The sequence below is a fragment of the Pectobacterium fontis genome (assembly GCF_000803215.1).
GTDB classification, from domain to species: domain Bacteria; phylum Pseudomonadota; class Gammaproteobacteria; order Enterobacterales; family Enterobacteriaceae; genus Pectobacterium; species Pectobacterium fontis.
Window position 1 is genome coordinate 220,001 of record NZ_JSXC01000034.1, and the last position, 18,213, is coordinate 238,213.

An 18,213-nucleotide genomic window follows, 5' to 3' on the forward strand; every position below is an offset into this window, starting at 1 on the left:
TATTTAATTCAGATATTCTTCGGGTTTAATTGCCGTCAGAATGTCAGGGGTATCGTCAAATAAGCTGAATAGCTCATTTAAAGCATGTGATATTTTATTCCGCCACGGACATGAAATATCATCAATCCGCCAGTAAGGCTGATTAAATTCTTTTTCAGTTAACCCCGCGTGCATAAATAGGGTTTTTCTTTCACTTACATTTAACCAGCTAAGGAATGTTGACGTATTCACGCCCCGATTACGCGCTTTTGAGAAAGCCCGGCGCAGTTCATCAATGGCGCAGACAATCCGCTCACGCTCTGCGGCTGACATTTCTTCCAGACGGTAAACGGTCTGGCGCTTTTTCATCTGCGCATGAAAGCAGACGGTCAAGCGGTTACGCTCATTCAGGCCGTTGTAATAAGCGCAAGTATCACGCCAGCGACTATCAGCAAAGTGTTTGCCGATCACGTTGCGCAGCCCGGCGGGTAAGTTCTGCATACTGCTGACTGTAAACGCGGTCATGCGTTCCCCCGTATAACTGATTTGATAGAACGGATAACCCGCTGGGTAACACTCATCGGGCGGGTACGAATGATGATCCCCTGACGGCCTTTGCCTTTAGTGATCGTAAAATCGGGCTTTGTCTCCGTCTGGTGCCACCAGAGGAACGGCGCGATTGAAACTGGTGCTTGCATGTTTTCCCCCTTCCTATTGGTAACCGCCCACGGGTAGACGGTTGCGAATAGGTGCCGGGTTTTAGCCATGCCCGGCGCATGGTTCTGTGGTAGGATTAGTTCGCCAAAACAACCAACAACAAGGAAATTGGTTATGAATACAGATGAAAAAACATTATTTCTTTTCAGTAAAACTCTGGAAGTTATAAAAATGATTCGTGGAGACAGCATTTCTATTGGCGATATTAAGTATGACTTCGATACACACTATAAGTGGCTCGAATCTAAGCTTGATGAAAAACTTCAAGCTTCTGACAAGGATTAGGATAAGGGGCTTATGCCCCTTATTCACACAATATCGATCCCTAGTTTTTCTAGAACCACATCAATACATAAATTAATTCTCACAGAATTATTTCCATTTAATAAAATCGTGGTTTCTTCATCAATATGATTGAATGCGCGAACACATTTAACCTCGCTAGCATCAATGATTACTTTTTTTTCATTGTCCACTAATACAATAAAATTCTTCATAGACTCCTTGTTTTCACCCAATATTCAACGACGCACTAATACCGCTCAGTGCATCTACTGTTGACGCTAACGCGGGGTTAGCTTGAATACGCGATTGCAGCGTTAAGCCGACCAACGACAAATAACGCACACCCGCGTTGATACTCTCGATCACGTTATGACGACGCGCTGGCGTCATACGCTCATCTGATACGCTTTCAGCAGCTACCGCGCCCACTGCGGCGGTGGCCTGCAATACATACGTGGTTAGCCGTTCCGCCTTTGCCTCATTCACTGGCACGGCTGGCAAGCAATTAAGCTGCGCCAAAAGCCCATCGATCAGCGTGGCGTCTTCGGTTACATCGGTGATGGTCATCAACTCGTCACACGTCAGCTTGTGCGGCTGTTCTGGGTTCAGTTTGTTACGCAACATTTGCGCATTCATGCCGATACGTTCGGCCACATCAGCCAGATTCTGCTTGTTGGAAAATGCCCGGCAAGCGTTGTTGAAGTGCGGTTGTTTAGCCATTTGGTAATCAAACATAGTCATCACCCCTGTTAACTTAAATAATTAAGTTCAGCTTACGCAGCAACGTAACGGCAGTTGATACCTTGCTGTAGCAGTCGGGCACGGAAAGCAACCATGTTAATACGGGCGGCACTTCCTTCTTTTTTACGAGGCATGATAAGGAGATCGCCATCGGCAACCATCTGTTTAACGGTTCGCAGGCTGTACCCGTAGGCGGCGGCAAACTCGTCATAGGTCATGACGTCCTTGCCGGAAGGGATTGCAATTTGTGGTGTCATAAATCAATATCTCTAGTTGGCTGTTGTTTTAGTGCATTGGCGTGCGTTTTGTCTCTACGGGAGACAATCTAAAACACCTTTTGGCTTTTGTAAAGTCCTTAGACTTTTATTGGGCGTAAAATGATTAGTGAAACTCAGAATGCTGAAGAGGTTTTAGAAAGGCTGTATGCCTCCTATAACGTCTCTTCTCAAAAGGCATTGGCCGAGGTTATGAAAATTCATCCCGGAAATGTAAGCAACTGGATGCAGAGGGGGAGCGTTCCGAGCAGCGCAATTCTTTCTTGTGCTGTTGATACTGGCGCCGATCTTATTTGGTTACTAACAGGTGAGCTTAAAAATTTAAGTTCATCGGTTGTTGATGACCGCTTGAAAGGAAAAGTGGGTAAAAGTCTTTACGATATGGTGCTCTCGGCAGGAGGTAAGCCGATTCTGCGCCGCATGTTGGATGCCTACGGCTTTGAAATGCAAAAAGAGTTAGGCGACCGATTCAACCTATCGTCTGGCACGATTAGTTCATGGGTTCGTCGTAATTTTTTTCCTGGTGATATTGTCGTGACTTGTGCTCTGGAAACTGGGGTTTCTCTCCGGTGGTTGGTAACAGGGCAGGGGGATATAAAAGGTGAAGCGGCGTTATCGCTATCCGCTAATGAAAATGTAACGGATATCCCGAAATATCAGCTCTTATCCGGCGAATTAAAATCCGTTGGATCATGGGCGTGTGATAAAGCACTTATCCCTGCTTCTGTGTCCTCTCCCGCGTTTGTAGACGGCACTAAAAATTCTTGGGTAATCGATAGAGACGCAAAAACCATCAGTAATGGGCGTTGGTTCGTTGATTTAGATGGGGCTATTGATGTTTGCGATATCGCTCGATTACCGGGTAACAAGATCAAGGTAAGTAGTAGCTCGGCGCAGTTTGATTGTGATGTCAGTGATGTTAAGCCTGTTGGCTTAGTTTTCTTAACGTTGGAAAAACATATTTAATTTGGAGGCTTTTAAACAGTGGACGTAATAATTAGTATTATTGGCGCTATCCTTTCATTTTATATTGTTAGATATAGCTACAGTGGTCGTTACTCAGAGAAGATCGTTAAGATATCTTCTCTTTGTTATTCATTTTCTTTTTTTATCATTTCCTTAATTTCTTTGATTTTCGATGATTACCCAATTCTTTACTTTTTCTGTTTTTTAAACGTTTGCTTATTGATTGCTGGTTATAGCTACAAAGAAAAAGCAGCTAATAAAAAGCAAAGTGAATCGGGAGAAGTATCTACAACATCAGATAAACTCAGGGTTTTTTCATCAAAGGTTAATTTAAAAGAAATTGCTTTTGAATATGAAGACGCTGTAGGCAAGCAGAGCTATAGAACTATCGATGTAAAAGAATGCGACTTGATATATATCACGGGCTATTGTCATACAGCAAAAGCATTGAGAACATTTAGAGTAGATAGAGTTATTGATGGTGTGATTATTCGTGAAACTGGAGAACTCTTGAAATCTTACGAATATGTAAATCGATATAAGAAGAGTGGGCGTTAAATTCATGACAGTAACCAAGCTCCCATCAGGAGAATGGCGCGCTGATTTTCGTATTAACGGGCGCGATAGTAAGCGCGTTCGTAAAACATTCCCTACAAAAGGCGAAGCGGTTGCGTTTGAGCAATACACGTTGAATGAAGCCAGTGAAAAGCCGTGGTTAGGGGAGAAAGAAGATCGCCGCCGTCTTAGTGAAGTTATCGACCTCTGGTATCACTTGCACGGCCAATCTCTTACCGCTATCAGTTCCCGTATGGGAAAGCTAAAAATTGTCTGTGATGGTCTGGGCGATCCCGTCGCTTCTCGTTTTACCGCTAAAGATTTTGCGCATTACCGTGATAAACGGTTACGGGGTGAAATCAGTAACGGATACCATGACAATCCAGAGCGCTGGGCTGTGAAACCGATCACGGTCAACAGAGAACTACAATACCTGACTGCTGTTTTTAGTGAGCTGAAAAGGTTAGGAGAATGGACGCTGCCGAACCCATTAGATAGCGTTCGCATATTCAAAGAAGAAGATAAGGAAATGGCTTGGTTAACTCACCCCCAGATTCGTGAATTATTGGGGGCGTGTGAATCATATGGCAATGAGGGGTTAACGTGGATCGTGAAAGTATGCTTGTCCACTGGCGCACGCTGGAGTGAAGCGGAAAATCTTACTCGTTCCCAACTGTCACCGTGCAAAGTGACTTTTTTCAAGACTAAGGGCAAAAAGAATCGAACGGTGCCGATCTCGCAATGGTTGTACGATGAATTAGCCACACGGCAGGGACGTATGTTCAAACCCTGCTACCAAACTTTTAAGAAGGTGCTGGCTATGACCAGCATCAAATTACCAGAGGGACAGAAGACCCACGTATTGAGGCACACCTTCGCTTCGCACTTCATGATGAACGGGGGAAATATTTTGGTACTACAGCGCATCTTAGGCCATGCAAATATCCGTGAAACGATGAGGTATGCGCACTTTGCGCCGGATCATTTAGAAGAGGCGGTCAGCTTGAACCCACTAGCTAGTCATGGTGTCCACAAATAGTCCACGCAGCTTGTATTAGGTCGCACCGTGCTGCACCAAAGATACACGTAACTAACTGTATTTTATAAAATAACTATATAAATCAGTGTGGTTGCATAAGAGCGTCTTAACTAAGATAGCGCTTTCGCAACATCCGAAAGTTGTTATTTTTCAAAAGCCTGGCTTAATTGCTGGGTTTTTTTTTATCTAAGTGGCGGCAGAAAAAAAGCAGTGGCGAAAGAGGTGCTGAATTTCGGTAAGGGTGGCTTGTGTTTTCATGGGGAAAACATGCCGCCGGGGGACAACAGCGGCAATGTGATGCGGTTTGCTGGTCAGTCAGACAGCACTGGCGCTATAGTACGCTTCATATTGTAACTACAAAAAAGATTGACCTTGCTCTAAATGTAACTACAATTAGATTATCAAAGGAGGGGGGATGATCAGTTACGATGAGAATAAGCGCTTAAGTAATCTGGAAAAGCATGGAATTGATTTCAACGATGCGCCCCTAGTCTTTGAAGGCTTCACGATTACCCGTGAAGATACCCGCTATGAGTATGGTGAATTGCGTTATCAGACGCTTGGCCTGCTGGGTGACGTGGTAGTTGTGATGGTAGCCCACACACCACGCGGGAACGATGACCATATCATTTCAATGAGAAAGGCGGATAAACATGAGCAAAAATACTATTGGAACCACTATCCGAACTGACCTGAAGCGTCTAGAGGCTATGAAAGATAGCGACATTGCCCATGATGATGATAACCCAATCACCACGACTGATGACTGGTCAGGCGCTGTAATGAAATTGGGTGGTAAAACGATTGGGCGAACACGCGGGCTACAGAAAGCGCCAACAAAAGTCGCTAAAACTATCCGCTACGATGCTGACGTGATTGAACGCTTTCAGGCGAGTGGCCCCGGCTGGCAAACGCGAATGAATGATGCGTTAAAAGAGTGGCTGGCTACGCATCCCAATTTTCGCAGATAAAAATGCCCCGTACTCGCGGGGCTTACAGCGATCAAAATATTGTGTTGATAACGTTTTACTCTGTTCAGAACGGCTTATTCGCGATGACCGTTGGGTACATGTGCATATGGTCGTTAATAAACTGAATGTCTGTGAATCCTGCTTGCTCTAGCTGTCGCTGTGTTTGTTTGTGAGTACGAAATGCTGTCCAGGTCGCTCCAATAATGCGTGAGAAAAGTACATATTGCAGCGATAGCAATTTTGCATCGGTATTTATCCATGGGGAATCTTGTGCTTGTGTAGGGGGCGGCGTCATAAAGCTGGTTATCAGCGTGCCCCCCGGTTTCAACCCAGAATAGAACACACGGTAAAGCTCGGTCACTTTTTCATCATCTTGTTCATAAACGTTAAGTCCGTTGCTGGTAATCACATCTGCTTGTGCGGCCAAATCAATTGTCCACGCATCCGCCAGAACCAACGATATCTGGTGTTCCAGCCCTTGCTGATTGGCAAGCTTGTAAGCTTCTTCCAGCGCTTGTTTATCCAGATCGATCCCGATTAATTTCACGTCTCGATGCCGCGTGTAGTCTAGTAGTAATAAATCGGCCATGACGCCGCAGGGGACGGATACCATGATGGCATTGGAGTGTAAGCGCTCTTGGAGTAAGCGTTGGAAAATAGTGAATCGTTCACGCGTTGCTAACACGTTGGGTAACTGTGTGTAGATGATTTCTTCGAGTGCGTTTACATAGTGAGTCGGCTGATGTGCGATGACATTATGCGTCCAGTAGGCATTTAAACCGTGATGCTTTAGCAGAAATCGGCCTAATTCAAGGTGGGAGAATTCATCCAGAAGCACTAATTGTTCCTTTACGGAAATGCCGGGATGATCGCCAGATTCGATAATTTTGTTCTTTATCGCAGCGACCCGTTCATCATGACTTTCCCCTGGTGAGAGATCGTGTGATAAGAGCTTTGAGCTGTTGTTTAAAGGCGTGTTATGAGGCTTGTTTGAACCAGACATGTGAGCACTCCATAATATTAATCACCATCAGGGATAATAAGATTAACTATCAATAACCTATGATTTTTATCCCTGCGTTAGGCTGTTGGTAACTTTATGTGATTATTTTATTGGGTGATAATATATGAGAGGTATGTCTGACGTATTTCTGGGCGAGTACAAAAGTGAGTGGAAGTGTTACCAAATGCGATGAACCATGGCTTTTCTCCAGCTAACGTGCTGATGAGTATGGGTCATCGCTTTATCTTTATGGAGATATTAAGGCAAGTTCTGTTGCCAGCGAGTTCTCAACGTCTCCGCATTCTCTGTGCCATCGCAACTGGCGGGAAAGTTTTTCCCCGCTTTTCCCCATTCTTCCATGCTATCCGCACGGCAAAACGCAGATTGCCCAGCCTGATAACCCTGTAAGTAGGTTTCACGATCAACTTGTGGATTGCCAAACCATTCCTGTAAGGTGCCATCGTCCTTTACGACCATGCCGGAGATGGCATCCTGATAACCTGCTTCATACCAGAACCCTGACTCACTTTTAGCTGGCAGAGACGGTACGTTGCTTTGGCATGCTGTCATTAAAAGAATTACAGCCAAGATATAACTGTATTTCATCATCAAACCTTCAATGTTGAAGGAGCATGGCCGTCAGGCGATGCCCAGTTTTTCTTTCAGTAATTTGAGATAGCGGCGACTGACGGGAATGTGTTTTCCCGTATGTGTCAGCACTTCTGCTGCACCGTTCTCCATTAGCTGGATTTCTTTCAGTTGCTCCGTATTAACCATATATTGACGATGGCAACGGACGAAAGGTGTTTTCTCTTCTAACGTTTTCAGTGAAAGTTGGGTATAGCCAGATTGGCTGACGCCCACTACGTGCACGCCGCTGAGTTCCGAACAAAGATACTCGACCTCCTCAACCTTGAGCAAAAAAATACGATTGTGTCCGTTACAAGGAATATGACGGAGCGAAGGCTCTGAAATTATCTGTACGTTTTTGTTTACACTGGTGCCGCGCCGTAAACGATTTAGCGTTTTGCTTAACCGCTGTGCGTCCAGTGGTTTCAGTAAATAGTCAAAAGCATGTTCTTCAAATGCCCTCACCGCGTATTCATCGTAGGCTGTCACAAAGACCACGTAAGGCATATTTTCTGGATCCAGCATGGCAACCAGCTCTAACCCGCTGACCTTTGGCATCTGTATATCCAGAAAAATGACGTCCGGTTGCAACCGATGGATAGCCGGTATTGCTTCCAGCGCATTGCTGCACTGCGCAATGATGGTGATATCAGATTCATTTTCCAATAGCAGACCAAGCTCTTCGCGTGCTAGCTGTTCGTCATCGATGATTATGGCTTTCAGCATCCTTCCCCCTTGTTAACGTGATTCTATCATTATTCAGGCCAGAGAGAGGCATGGTTGCGTGGGGAAGTGTCGGGACAGTGATGTATCGTTTTTCAGGTAACATTTAGGGTGGTAATTTTTTATTTACACTTGGTGGATTGAAATCTTTACGGTTCGTGTTATGGTGTAAACATCACGCGTAGGTTGTATTGACGATCGCGAACATACCGAACTTTTCAGGAATGGGATCATGCAAAAAGATTCACTTAATAATATTAATATCAGCGCAGAACAGGTTTTGATTACTCCCGATGAATTAAAGGCTAAATTCCCGCTTAACGACGCGGAGCAGCGTGAGATTGCACAAGCGAGAGCCACGATTGCGGATATCATTCATGGCCGTGACGAGCGGTTGCTGATCGTCTGCGGGCCTTGCTCCATTCATGACACCGATGCCGCATTGGAATACGCGCGTCGCTTACAGGCGCTCGCTGCTGAACTGAACGATCGCCTCTACATTGTGATGCGCGTTTATTTTGAAAAACCTCGCACTACTGTGGGCTGGAAAGGGCTTATCAACGATCCGTTCATGGATGGCTCATTTGATGTGGAGGCCGGGCTGCACATTGCGCGTGGGCTGCTGCTGGAGTTGGTGAATATGGGGCTGCCGTTGGCGACAGAAGCACTCGATCCGAACAGCCCGCAATACCTGGGCGATCTGTTCAGTTGGTCGGCTATCGGCGCGCGTACGACTGAATCACAAACGCACCGTGAGATGGCTTCCGGCCTGTCAATGCCTGTCGGGTTCAAAAACGGTACAGATGGCAGTTTAGGAACGGCGATTAACGCCATGAGAGCGGCCGCAATGCCACATCGCTTTGTGGGTATCAATCAAACCGGACAGGTCTGCCTGCTGCAAACGCAGGGGAACATTGATGGTCATGTGATTCTGCGCGGTGGTAAAAACCCCAACTACAGTGCGCAAGATGTGGCTGAATGTGAAAAACAGATGCAGGAAGCAGGACTGAAACCTGCGCTAATGATAGATTGTAGCCACGGCAATTCGAATAAAGACTACCGCCGTCAGCCACTTGTTGTTGAATCTGCGATTGAACAAATCAAGGCGGGAAATCGTTCTATTATAGGGCTGATGCTGGAAAGCCACCTTAACGAGGGGAGCCAGTCTTCAGAACAACCGCGTTCAGATATGCGCTACGGTGTATCGGTCACGGATGCCTGCATCAGTTGGGAAAGTACAGAAGCGTTGCTGCGTTCCGTTCATCAAGATCTGAGTGCTGCGCGTGTGAAACATTCAGGAGAGTAACAAGATATGGTAGCTGAACTGACCGCACTACGTGATCAGATAGATGAGGTAGATAAAGAGCTTGTCGCGTTGTTATCACGTCGGTTGCGTTTGGTGGCGGAAGTGGGTGAGGTGAAGAGCCGCTATGGTTTGCCCATTTATGTGCCCGATCGTGAAGCGGCCATGCTCAGCTCACGTCGTAAAGAGGCGGAGTCGATGGGCGTTCCGCCGGATCTCATTGAGGACATCCTGAGGCGTACCATGCGCGAGTCCTATACCAGTGAGAACGACAAAGGCTTTAAAACGCTGTGTCCACAGTTGCGTCCAGTCGTCATCATTGGTGGCCGTGGTCAAATGGGCAATCTGTTTGAGAAAATGCTGACGCTGTCGGGATATCAGGTGAAGATCCTGGAGCAAGACGATTGGCCGCACGCGGATGCGCTGTTGTCAGATGCTGGAATGGTGATTGTCAGCGTGCCGATTCACGTTACCGAACAGGTGATTGCTCGTCTACCTGCCTTGCCGGATGACTGCATTTTGGTTGATCTGGCATCGGTAAAAAATGGCCCGCTTCAGGCAATGCTGGCGGCGCATCATGGTCCGGTACTCGGGTTGCACCCGATGTTTGGGCCAGACAGCGGTAGCCTGGCTAAACAGGTTGTCGTCTATTGTGATGGGCGACATCCCGAAGCCTACCAGTGGTTACTGGAACAGATTCAGGTATGGGGTGCGCGTTTGCATCGCATTAGCGCGGTCGAACACGATCAGAACATGATGTTCATTCAAGCGCTGCGCCATTTCGCGACGTTTGCCTATGGTCTGCATTTAGCGGAAGAAAATGTGCAAATTGAGCAACTGCTGGCGCTGTCATCGCCAATCTATCGTCTGGAACTGATTATGGTTGGGCGGCTGTTTGCTCAGGATCCGCAACTGTATGCCGACATTATTATGTCTTCAGAGGATAATTTGGCGTTAATTAAGCGTTATTACAAACGCTTTGGTGAAGCGATTAAGTTACTAGAGCAGACGGATAAAGCCGAATTCATTAGCAGCTTCAAGAAAGTTGAGCACTGGTTCGGCGACTACGCCAAACGTTTTCAGGCAGAGAGCCGAGTGCTTTTACGACAGGCAAACGATATTCGTAAATAGTCCGGTTTTCGCTTTGAATGGTGAAGCCATCCAGGTGTATAAACCCGGATGGCTTTTTCAATTATTCGTTCACATCGACGGGTACGACATTTTCACTGGGATAACAGCCCAACACTTTTAACGATCGAGTGATGGGCGCTAATCCTTTTAACGCTTTCTGCATCGCATCACCGCGCAGGTTGGCCTGCACATCGAGATAGAACATTTCTTCCCACGGATTGCCATTGATCGGCCTGGATTCCAGTTTGGTTATCACAATGCCGTTATCACGCAACACCAGCAGAGCTTCCACCAGTGCGCCTGACTGTTGACCTGTTGCCATAATTAACGTGGTTTTTGCCGGTACTTGTTCAGTCACGTCAATGGGTTTACGCGCTAATACAATAAAGCGGGTGATGTTTTGCGACTGATTGGCCAGATCGTGTTCTAGTACTTGCAACTGATAAAGTTGGCCGCCAGCTTCACTGCCGAGCGCTGCTGCTTTTGGCGAGTTGAGCGCCGCTACTTTTTCCATCGCAGCAGCCGTGCTTTCACAATATTCAATCTTCCAGTGCGGAAAACGATTGATGAAATGACTGCATTGCTGAAACGGTTGCGGGTGGCTGTAAACGGTTTCGATCTGCTCCAGCGAGGTCTCGGTGGTGACTAAAACGCAGTGATTTATCGGATTAGTTAACTCGCCGACGATGGATAATCCCGTGTGTTGCAGCAGGTCGTAAACGTCATTGATTGAACCGGAACTGGTGTTTTCAATCGGCAGAACGGCATAATCCGCTTGCCCTGTTTCCACCATATTGAAAATGTCCTGAAACTTCTGGCAACCACATTCGATAAATTGTTCAAAGTGTCGAGCGGCATATTGACGAGCGGCAAGATGAGAATAAGACCCTTTCGGACCGAGAAACGCAATACGGGCAGAGTGTGAGGTTGTTTGGTTGAGATGGTGTTGTAAAAGAGCCTGCTGCGTCAGGACTGAATCTTCAATAATGAGCTGAAATAAGCGGGTAATATAGTGAGCATCAAGGTGATGTTTTTTCCCTGCGGCGGTCAGTTGGTCCAGCAAATCACGCTCGCGCTCTTTATCGCGGATTGGGCGATGTGAATGCAATTTGCTGCGGGCAACATCCAGCGCCAGCTCTCGTCTTTGTGCCAATAACTCAATTAATTGCAGATCCAATGCGCTGATGCGTTCTCGCAGTGCCAGTAATGGATTGTCTGTCATGATGCTATTACCTGCCTTATGTTCTTATATAAAAAAAGCCTCCTGGTTAGGAGGCTTTTTTGTTCGTCTTCGTATTCTTGCTCTTACGACGAATCGCCTCCCAAATCAGGGGAAGGTGAAAAAGAATACGAAGAAGAACAGTTTACTTGTCATATTTACTCGGTTAGTCAGGAAGATATCCAGATTCTGAGTAGGTAAGGTAACTGTTGGCTTTTCATCCTGTCAATACAAAATCGCCGAGCACAATGTTAAACCCGATATGGCGGTGGAGCTTTAGGATGCGGATTGCGGAGTTTGGAATGCAAAAACGCGCCCTCAGGCGCGTTATATTGAGATAAAGAGAATGAATTACTCTTCTTGCGTCGGCTGGAGATTCGCTTCTTTGACGCTGGCAACTGCGCGTCTGGCCTCGCCTTTATGCTGGAGCTTATCCAACTGGCGTTCGAGTTTGGTAATCAATTCATTAATGGCGGCATACATATCGTCATGCTTGGCACTGGCAACCAGTGGGCCATTCGGCGTACTGATGGTCGCATCGGCGACAAAACCCTGGGGTTCTTTTGACAGAATGATATGCGGGTTAATCAACTGGGTTTGCCACTTATCCAGCTTGGAAAGACGGTCTTCGACATGTTGACGAATTGCGGGGGTGATATCCATTTGCTTACTGGTAATATTAATAGTCATATAAACTTACCTCTCTGCCTATGTCCGTCTTGGATGATTTCAGCATACCGTGAGTTGTGGCAAAAAGCGTGATATTGATCGCTTTTTTTTGTCACTTTTTGTCAAGAAAGTGCAATTTGTGAAGTACCATCGGGAATAGAAGGGAAGTACTTGAGAGGGCATCTGGCCTGTGCCATTATTGATAAGATCTACTGAGATTACCGTGCTGTTGTTGACTCCCGCCAACCCTGTTTTTTCTGCTTATCGACGTATAACGAACGGATTGAATCATAAAAAACGGCAACCGAAGCTGCCGTCTCAATGAAGCTATGCCTGTCGTTTATGCTGGATTAGCGGCGATGATTTTTGCGACTTTATCCGCCTGTGCGGCCAGTTGCAGTTCGCGGTAAGCATTTTCCATCAACGGTAAGGCTGTTTTTGTTGCCTGAGTATCTGGGTAATCACGCAGCATTTGCTCAACGCGATTAACTACTGCCACATAAGCGCCGCGTTTCGTGTAGTATTGCGCGACAGAAAGTTCATATTTGGCCAGACGCTCTTTGAGGTAAACCAAACGCTTGTTGGCGTCAGTGGCGTATTGGCTGTTCGGATATCCCTGAATGAGCTTGCTGAAATCGCGAAATGCGGTGCGGGCATACTGTGGATCGCGATCGGATCGATCGACGCCGAAGAAGCCTTGTAACGCGCTATCATCCAGCGCCATGTCGGTCAGGCCGCGCATGTACAGGACATAATCCACGTTTGGATGCGTCGGGTTGAGCCGCAGGAAGCGGTCAATAGAAGCCTGGGCCAATGGCAGCTCTGCGGATTTGTAGTAAGCGTAGATCAAATCCAACTGTACTTGCTGCGAATAAGGACCAAAAGGATACCGGTTATCCAGTGCTTCCAACTGCGTGATGGCTGCTTTAAAGTTGCCGTCTTGCAGTTTTTGTTGAGCATTGGCATAGATTTCAGATGGCGGACTATCAGGAACCGCATCTTTGGAATTGCTGGAGCAACCAGCCAGCGCCAGGCTCAACGTGGCGGCAGCCACCAGATATTTCATACGCGTCATGACGTTTTGATTATCCTCAGAATGTTATTCCGGGAAGCTGTCCGTTAAGCTCCCGATTTAGACCAGCTACAATAGTACATTATTTTAAACGGCGTCGCCGTCAAAACCCAACGTTAACGAAGAAGCTGCATAATATGGCACAACAAGTACAACTCACCGCAACGGTGGCCGAATCTCAACTCGGACAACGTTTAGATCAGGCTTTGGCCGAATTGTTCCCTGATTATTCACGATCCCGCATAAAAGAGTGGATTCTTGAGAATCGGGTACAGATTAACGGCAATGTCACCAATAAGCCAAAAGAGAAAGTACTTGGCGGCGAATCGGTAGCTATTGACGCATTGATTGAAGAAGAAGCCCGTTGGGAAGCACAGGATATCAAGCTGGATATCGTGTACGAAGACCAGGACATTTTGGTCATCAACAAACCCAAGGATCTGGTGGTTCATCCCGGTGCGGGTAACCCCGATGGCACGGTATTGAATGCCTTGCTACATCACTATCCTGAGATTGCCGATGTGCCCCGCGCCGGGATCGTACATCGGCTTGATAAAGATACGACAGGGCTTATGGTGGTGGCAAAAACCGTGCCTGCACAGACACGCTTAGTTGAGGCGTTGCAGGCGCGCGAAATTACTCGTGAGTATGAAGCCGTGGCGATTGGTTCGATGACGGCAGGCGGCATGGTCGATCAACCTATTGCTCGCCATGCAACCAAACGTACTCACATGGCGGTGCACCCAATGGGTAAGCCCGCTGTGACACATTATCGCATCATGGAACATTTCCGTGCGCATACCCGTTTGCGGCTGCGTTTGGAGACGGGGCGTACCCATCAAATTCGTGTGCATATGTCGCATATTGATCATCCACTGGTTGGCGATCAGTTATACGGTGGTCGTCCTCGGCCGCCAAAAGGGGCGTCAGAGGCGTTCATTGAAACGCTGCGTGGTTTCGACCGTCAGGCGCTGCACGCCACGATGTTACGTTTTTACCATCCCATCACTGGGATCCATATGGAATGGCATGCGGAGTTGCCGCAGGATATGGTCGATTTGATTGATGCGCTGAAAGCCGATACTGCGGCGTTTCAGGACCAACTCGACTGGTAATGCATTCAATACCATAAGCGCTGATTTAGAGAGGTGACGGACTATGCTGATCTACCCCGACTGGCCTTTGCCAGAAAGTGTGAAATCTTGTAGTACGACGCGTATCGGCGGGCGTAGCGCGGCACCTTATGATTCGCTGAATCTGGGCAATCATGTGGGCGATGAGCCTGCACACGTCACTGAGAATCGGCAAGTGCTGGTGGAGATGGCTGGTCTTCCCGCGATGCCTCACTGGCTGGAACAGGTTCATGGCACTGATGTGATCCGCATTAATGAAATGTTGCCAGCGTCCGTTTGCGGTGATGCGGCCTATACGGATAAGAAAGGGCAGGTTTGTGCAGTCATGACGGCTGACTGTCTGCCTGTGCTTTTTTGTGCAAGCCGCGGTGATGAAGTTGCTGCTGCACATGCTGGCTGGCGCGGGTTACACGCGGGCGTACTGGAAGAAACGTTAGCCTGTTTTCGCGCGAAACCTGAACAAATTATGGCATGGTTGGGACCCGCTATCGGGCCTGATGCTTTTGAAGTTGGCTCTGAGGTGAGGGACGCGTTTATTCAACACAATGCGGCGGCAGCCTCTGCATTTAGGCCTGAAGGAAATAAATTTTTTGCCGATATCTATCGGCTGGCAAGCCTGCGTTTACGCGCCGCAGGGGTAACACAAATTTTTGGTGGCAGTGCCTGTACTGTGAGCGAACCTCACAAATTTTTCTCTTATCGGCGTGATGGTGTGACTGGCCGTATGGCAAGTTTAATCTGGCTGATATAACCTATTAGAATTAAGACGATCCAGCACAAGTAACGTTTAAATCCCATCACGACTGGCAAAATAACCTTGAAATTTTTGAGGGATGACCTCATTTAATCTCCAGTAGCAATTTTGACCAGTGTATGGGAGGAGTTATGCGTCTGGATCGTCTTACCAACAAATTCCAACTTGCTCTTGCGGATGCTCAGTCTCTCGCCCTCGGGCGTGACCACCAGTTTATTGACCCCCTTCACATGATGAGTGCTTTACTTCACCAGGAGGGAGGAACGGTTGGTCCACTTCTGACGATTGCCGGAGCCAATCTTAATCACCTGAAAACCGAAATCGACCAAGCCATCACGCGTTTGCCGCAGGTTGAAGGCACGGATGGCGATGTCCAACCTTCGAGCGAGTTAGTGCGCGTATTGAATATGTGCGACAAGCTGGCGCAAAAGCGTGGCGACACCTTTATCTCTTCGGAACTTTTCGTACTTGCTGCGCTGGAGTCTCGTGGCTCGCTGGGGGAGGTATTGAAAAAGGCGGGTGTTACGCAGCAAGGGGTAACAAACGCGATCGATCAAGTGAGAGGAGGGGAGCAAGTGAACGATCAAGGGGCTGAAGATCAGCGCCAGGCATTGAAAAAATTCACGATTGATCTCACGGAGCGTGCGGAACAAGGCAAACTTGATCCTGTTATCGGGCGTGATGAAGAGATTCGGCGTACGATTCAGGTTCTACAGCGCCGTACCAAAAATAATCCGGTGTTAATTGGTGAGCCCGGCGTGGGTAAAACCGCGATAGTGGAAGGGTTAGCCCAGCGTATTGTTAATGGTGAAGTGCCGGAAGGCTTGAAGAATAAGCGTGTACTGTCGCTGGACATGGGCGCGCTGGTGGCCGGTGCGAAGTATCGTGGTGAGTTTGAAGAGCGTTTAAAAGGCGTGCTTAACGATCTGTCTAAGCAGGAAGGTAATGTCATTCTGTTTATTGACGAGCTTCATACGATGGTGGGCGCGGGTAAAGCCGATGGCGCGATGGATGCCGGCAATATGTTAAAACCTGCGTTGGCTCGTGGTGAACTGCATTGCGTTGGGGCTACAACGCTGGATGAGTATCGGCAATATCTTGAAAAAGACGCGGCGCTTGAGCGGCGTTTCCAGAAAGTGTTTGTCGCGGAACCTACCGTTGAAGACACCATCGCGATCCTGCGCGGCCTGAAAGAACGCTATGAATTGCACCATCATGTGCAAATCACGGATCCGGCGATTGTTGCGGCGGCAATGTTGTCTCATCGCTATATCGCGGATCGACAGTTACCGGATAAAGCCATCGATCTCATTGATGAGGCAGCATCCAGTATTCGTATTCAGATGGATTCGAAACCAGAGCCTCTCGATCGACTTGAGCGCCGAATCATCCAGTTAAAACTGGAGCAACAGGCGCTGAAAAAGGAATCAGATGAAGCCAGCCAAAAGCGTCTTGAGTTGCTGAGTGCGGAACTCGATCAAAAAGAGCGCGAATATTCCCGGCAAGACGAAGAGTGGAAAGCGGAAAAAGCATCACTTACAGGAACGCAGAATATTAAGGCGTCTTTAGAGCAGGCGAAAATTGCACTGGAACAGGCTCGCCGTCAGGGGGATCTGGGGAGAATGTCCGAGCTGCAATACGGCACAATCCCTGAACTGGAGAAGCAATTGGCGGCAGCGACGCAGCAGGAAGGGAAAACAATGCACTTGCTGCGTAATCGGGTAACCGATGTTGAAATCGCGGATGTGCTGGCGCGTTGGACGGGAATTCCGGTTTCTCGCATGTTGGAAAGCGAGAAAGAAAAATTATTGCGAATGGAAGATGAGCTGCACCAGCGTGTGATCGGGCAGAACGAGGCCGTTGAAGCGGTCGCGAATTCTATTCGTCGTAGTCGGGCTGGGCTATCCGATCCTAATCGTCCGATTGGGTCGTTCCTGTTTCTTGGACCAACAGGTGTAGGGAAAACAGAACTTTGTAAAACGCTGGCAACCTTCCTATTCGACAGCGATGACGCGATGGTGCGTATCGATATGTCTGAGTTTATGGAAAAACATTCGGTTTCGCGTTTGGTCGGCGCGCCTCCGGGATATGTTGGTTACGAAGAGGGCGGTTATCTCACGGAAGCGGTGCGCCGTCGCCCCTATTCCGTCATTTTGCTAGATGAAATCGAAAAGGCACATCCTGATGTCTTCAATATCCTGCTTCAGGTATTGGATGATGGTCGTCTCACTGATGGTCAAGGCAGAACGGTAGATTTTCGTAATACCGTGGTCATTATGACGTCAAATCTGGGGTCTGACCTGATTCAGGAACGTTTTGGCGAACGTGGCTATAGCGAAATGAGGGATATGGTTCTTGAGGTGGTTAGCCATAGCTTCCGCCCTGAGTTTATTAACCGTATTGATGAAGTCGTGGTCTTCCATCCATTGGGAAGAGCGCATATTACGTCGATTGCGCAAATCCAGCTTCAGAGACTCTATAAACGTCTTGAAGAGCGTGGATATCGTGTCACGATCACGGATGCGGCTTTAGATATGCTTGGGGAAGTCGGGTTTGATCCGGTCTATGGTGCTCGCCCGCTGAAAAGATCGATACAGCAACTGATAGAAAATCCTCTCGCTCAGCAGATACTCGGGGGGAAATTAATACCCGGTAAACCGCTCACATTAGACGTTGACGGTGAACAAATCGTCGCACGACAAGAATAATGTGAGTGGAATGGTAAGTGATAAGTAGGGGGCCTCTGCTAATAGATGTCCCCTGTTTTCAGGTGTTGAGCTCAGGTTATATTCATTTTTTGTATGGTTAGTGTGCGAGATTTTGTTTTTTGATTTGTTTTTGAACGGTTAGAAAATAATTTGCATTTAGCGCTTGTCGGATTTAGATAAGTCCCTATAATGCGCCTCCATCGACACGGCGCTGTGAACACACAAGCGGGTCGATAAAGAAAGAGAAAACGATTTAAAATAAACGTTGACTCTGAAGGTGATAAGCGTAATATACGCCACCTCGCGAAGTGGTTAAGGCTACAACGCAACGCTCTTTAAC

22 protein-coding genes and 1 other annotated feature are annotated in these 18,213 nt (G+C 47.6%); of the genes, 11 read left to right on the forward strand and 11 right to left on the reverse strand.

Translation table 11 applies throughout. From position 1 onward, the window contains the following. Nucleotides 1-3: 3 nt before the first annotated feature. Together OI69_RS12310 and OI69_RS20080 are read right to left on the reverse strand one after the other, a co-directional pair. A complete protein-coding gene (locus tag OI69_RS12310) occupies nt 4-504 on the reverse strand; it encodes a hypothetical protein (RefSeq protein WP_039350742.1) in 501 nt (166 codons plus the stop codon). Next, nucleotides 501-677: a hypothetical protein gene (locus OI69_RS20080; protein ID WP_167335188.1), complete on the reverse strand. Its 177-nt coding sequence runs from the start codon at nt 675-677 to the stop codon at nt 501-503. The genes OI69_RS12310 and OI69_RS20080 overlap by 4 nt, the downstream gene beginning before the upstream one ends. 133 nt (nt 678-810) lie before the next feature. On the opposite strand from OI69_RS20080, the gene OI69_RS19855 reads away from it, so the two are divergent. Beyond that, on the forward strand, nt 811-981 hold the full coding sequence (locus tag OI69_RS19855) for a hypothetical protein (protein ID WP_154715548.1): 171 nt from the start codon (nt 811-813) through the stop codon (nt 979-981). A 23-nt stretch (nt 982-1,004) separates the two neighbouring features. Here OI69_RS19855 and OI69_RS12315 read toward each other — a convergent pair whose 3' ends face one another. Genes OI69_RS12315 through OI69_RS12325 form a run of 3 tightly spaced genes read right to left on the reverse strand, consistent with a single transcriptional unit; the run spans nt 1,005 to nt 1,979 of the window. Beyond that, nucleotides 1,005-1,193 (reverse strand): hypothetical protein, encoded by a 189-nt coding sequence (locus OI69_RS12315; protein WP_039350744.1) that lies wholly within the window; start codon nt 1,191-1,193, stop codon nt 1,005-1,007. A gap of 13 nt (nt 1,194-1,206) precedes the next feature. Beyond that, a complete protein-coding gene (locus OI69_RS12320; protein ID WP_039350745.1) occupies nt 1,207-1,716 on the reverse strand; it encodes a phage regulatory CII family protein in 510 nt (169 codons plus the stop codon). Nucleotides 1,717-1,754: 38 nt separating this feature from the next. Continuing rightward, nucleotides 1,755-1,979, reverse strand: a complete 225-nt coding sequence (locus tag OI69_RS12325; protein ID WP_039350749.1) for a hypothetical protein — start codon at nt 1,977-1,979, stop codon at nt 1,755-1,757. A 120-nt stretch (nt 1,980-2,099) separates the two neighbouring features. Between OI69_RS12325 and OI69_RS12330 the strand changes: the two genes are divergently transcribed. The 5 genes from OI69_RS12330 to OI69_RS12350 all read left to right on the forward strand — a co-directional run bounded on the left by OI69_RS12330 (nt 2,100) and on the right by OI69_RS12350 (nt 5,528). Further along, nucleotides 2,100-2,963, forward strand: coding sequence for a phage repressor protein CI (locus OI69_RS12330; protein ID WP_052198368.1), 864 nt, complete (start codon nt 2,100-2,102; stop codon nt 2,961-2,963). An 18-nt stretch (nt 2,964-2,981) separates the two neighbouring features. Next, entirely contained in the window at nt 2,982-3,521 is a 540-nt protein-coding gene (locus OI69_RS12335) for a WYL domain-containing protein (RefSeq protein ID WP_039350754.1), read from the forward strand. Nucleotides 3,522-3,525: 4 nt separating this feature from the next. Further along, the gene (locus OI69_RS12340; RefSeq protein ID WP_039350757.1) at nt 3,526-4,557 is read left to right on the forward strand and encodes a site-specific integrase; all 1,032 of its coding nucleotides are present in this window, start codon (nt 3,526-3,528) and stop codon (nt 4,555-4,557) included. Nucleotides 4,558-4,972: 415 nt separating this feature from the next. After that, a complete protein-coding gene (locus OI69_RS12345) occupies nt 4,973-5,248 on the forward strand; it encodes a BrnT family toxin (protein WP_039350760.1) in 276 nt (91 codons plus the stop codon). Further along, nucleotides 5,211-5,528, forward strand: coding sequence for a BrnA antitoxin family protein (locus OI69_RS12350; protein ID WP_072034296.1), 318 nt, complete (start codon nt 5,211-5,213; stop codon nt 5,526-5,528). Before OI69_RS12345 ends, OI69_RS12350 begins: the two co-directional genes overlap by 38 nt. A gap of 64 nt (nt 5,529-5,592) precedes the next feature. Here OI69_RS12350 and OI69_RS12355 read toward each other — a convergent pair whose 3' ends face one another. The 3 genes from OI69_RS12355 to btsR form a co-directional block, all read right to left on the reverse strand. Beyond that, nucleotides 5,593-6,531, reverse strand: a complete 939-nt coding sequence (locus OI69_RS12355; protein WP_039350763.1) for a class I SAM-dependent methyltransferase — start codon at nt 6,529-6,531, stop codon at nt 5,593-5,595. A gap of 258 nt (nt 6,532-6,789) precedes the next feature. Then, nucleotides 6,790-7,137 carry a DUF2799 domain-containing protein gene (locus OI69_RS12360; protein ID WP_039350766.1) on the reverse strand — a complete coding sequence of 116 codons (348 nt, stop codon included), beginning with the start codon at nt 7,135-7,137 and terminating at the stop codon, nt 6,790-6,792. A gap of 33 nt (nt 7,138-7,170) precedes the next feature. Next, nucleotides 7,171-7,887: a two-component system response regulator BtsR gene (btsR, locus tag OI69_RS12365; RefSeq protein WP_039350769.1), complete on the reverse strand. Its 717-nt coding sequence runs from the start codon at nt 7,885-7,887 to the stop codon at nt 7,171-7,173. Nucleotides 7,888-8,116: 229 nt separating this feature from the next. Here btsR and OI69_RS12370 point away from each other — a divergent pair, with 229 nt between their 5' ends. Further along, nucleotides 8,117-9,190, forward strand: coding sequence for a 3-deoxy-7-phosphoheptulonate synthase (locus tag OI69_RS12370; RefSeq protein ID WP_039350772.1), 1,074 nt, complete (start codon nt 8,117-8,119; stop codon nt 9,188-9,190). A 6-nt stretch (nt 9,191-9,196) separates the two neighbouring features. Next, nucleotides 9,197-10,318 carry a bifunctional chorismate mutase/prephenate dehydrogenase gene (tyrA, locus tag OI69_RS12375; RefSeq protein ID WP_039350775.1) on the forward strand — a complete coding sequence of 374 codons (1,122 nt, stop codon included), beginning with the start codon at nt 9,197-9,199 and terminating at the stop codon, nt 10,316-10,318. A 61-nt stretch (nt 10,319-10,379) separates the two neighbouring features. Here the strand turns inward: tyrA and pheA are convergent, their stop codons facing one another. From pheA to bamD, 3 genes are all read right to left on the reverse strand, one after another. Beyond that, on the reverse strand, nt 10,380-11,540 hold the full coding sequence (gene pheA, locus OI69_RS12380) for a bifunctional chorismate mutase/prephenate dehydratase (RefSeq protein WP_039350778.1): 1,161 nt from the start codon (nt 11,538-11,540) through the stop codon (nt 10,380-10,382). A gap of 28 nt (nt 11,541-11,568) precedes the next feature. Continuing rightward, nucleotides 11,569-11,694 (reverse strand) — a sequence feature (Phe leader region). A gap of 194 nt (nt 11,695-11,888) precedes the next feature. Beyond that, a complete protein-coding gene (raiA, locus tag OI69_RS12390; RefSeq protein WP_010285968.1) occupies nt 11,889-12,227 on the reverse strand; it encodes a ribosome-associated translation inhibitor RaiA in 339 nt (112 codons plus the stop codon). A gap of 319 nt (nt 12,228-12,546) precedes the next feature. After that, nucleotides 12,547-13,281: an outer membrane protein assembly factor BamD gene (gene bamD / locus OI69_RS12395; RefSeq protein ID WP_039350784.1), complete on the reverse strand. Its 735-nt coding sequence runs from the start codon at nt 13,279-13,281 to the stop codon at nt 12,547-12,549. Nucleotides 13,282-13,415: 134 nt separating this feature from the next. On the opposite strand from bamD, the gene rluD reads away from it, so the two are divergent. The 3 genes from rluD (at nt 13,416) to clpB (ending at nt 17,873) form a co-directional block, all read left to right on the forward strand. Continuing rightward, nucleotides 13,416-14,393 carry a 23S rRNA pseudouridine(1911/1915/1917) synthase RluD gene (gene rluD / locus OI69_RS12400; protein ID WP_039350787.1) on the forward strand — a complete coding sequence of 326 codons (978 nt, stop codon included), beginning with the start codon at nt 13,416-13,418 and terminating at the stop codon, nt 14,391-14,393. 43 nt (nt 14,394-14,436) lie between these two features. Further along, on the forward strand, nt 14,437-15,162 hold the full coding sequence (yfiH, locus tag OI69_RS12405; protein ID WP_039350790.1) for a purine nucleoside phosphorylase YfiH: 726 nt from the start codon (nt 14,437-14,439) through the stop codon (nt 15,160-15,162). 134 nt (nt 15,163-15,296) lie between these two features. Next, a complete protein-coding gene (gene clpB, locus OI69_RS12410) occupies nt 15,297-17,873 on the forward strand; it encodes an ATP-dependent chaperone ClpB (protein WP_039350793.1) in 2,577 nt (858 codons plus the stop codon). Nucleotides 17,874-18,213 lie beyond the last annotated feature (340 nt).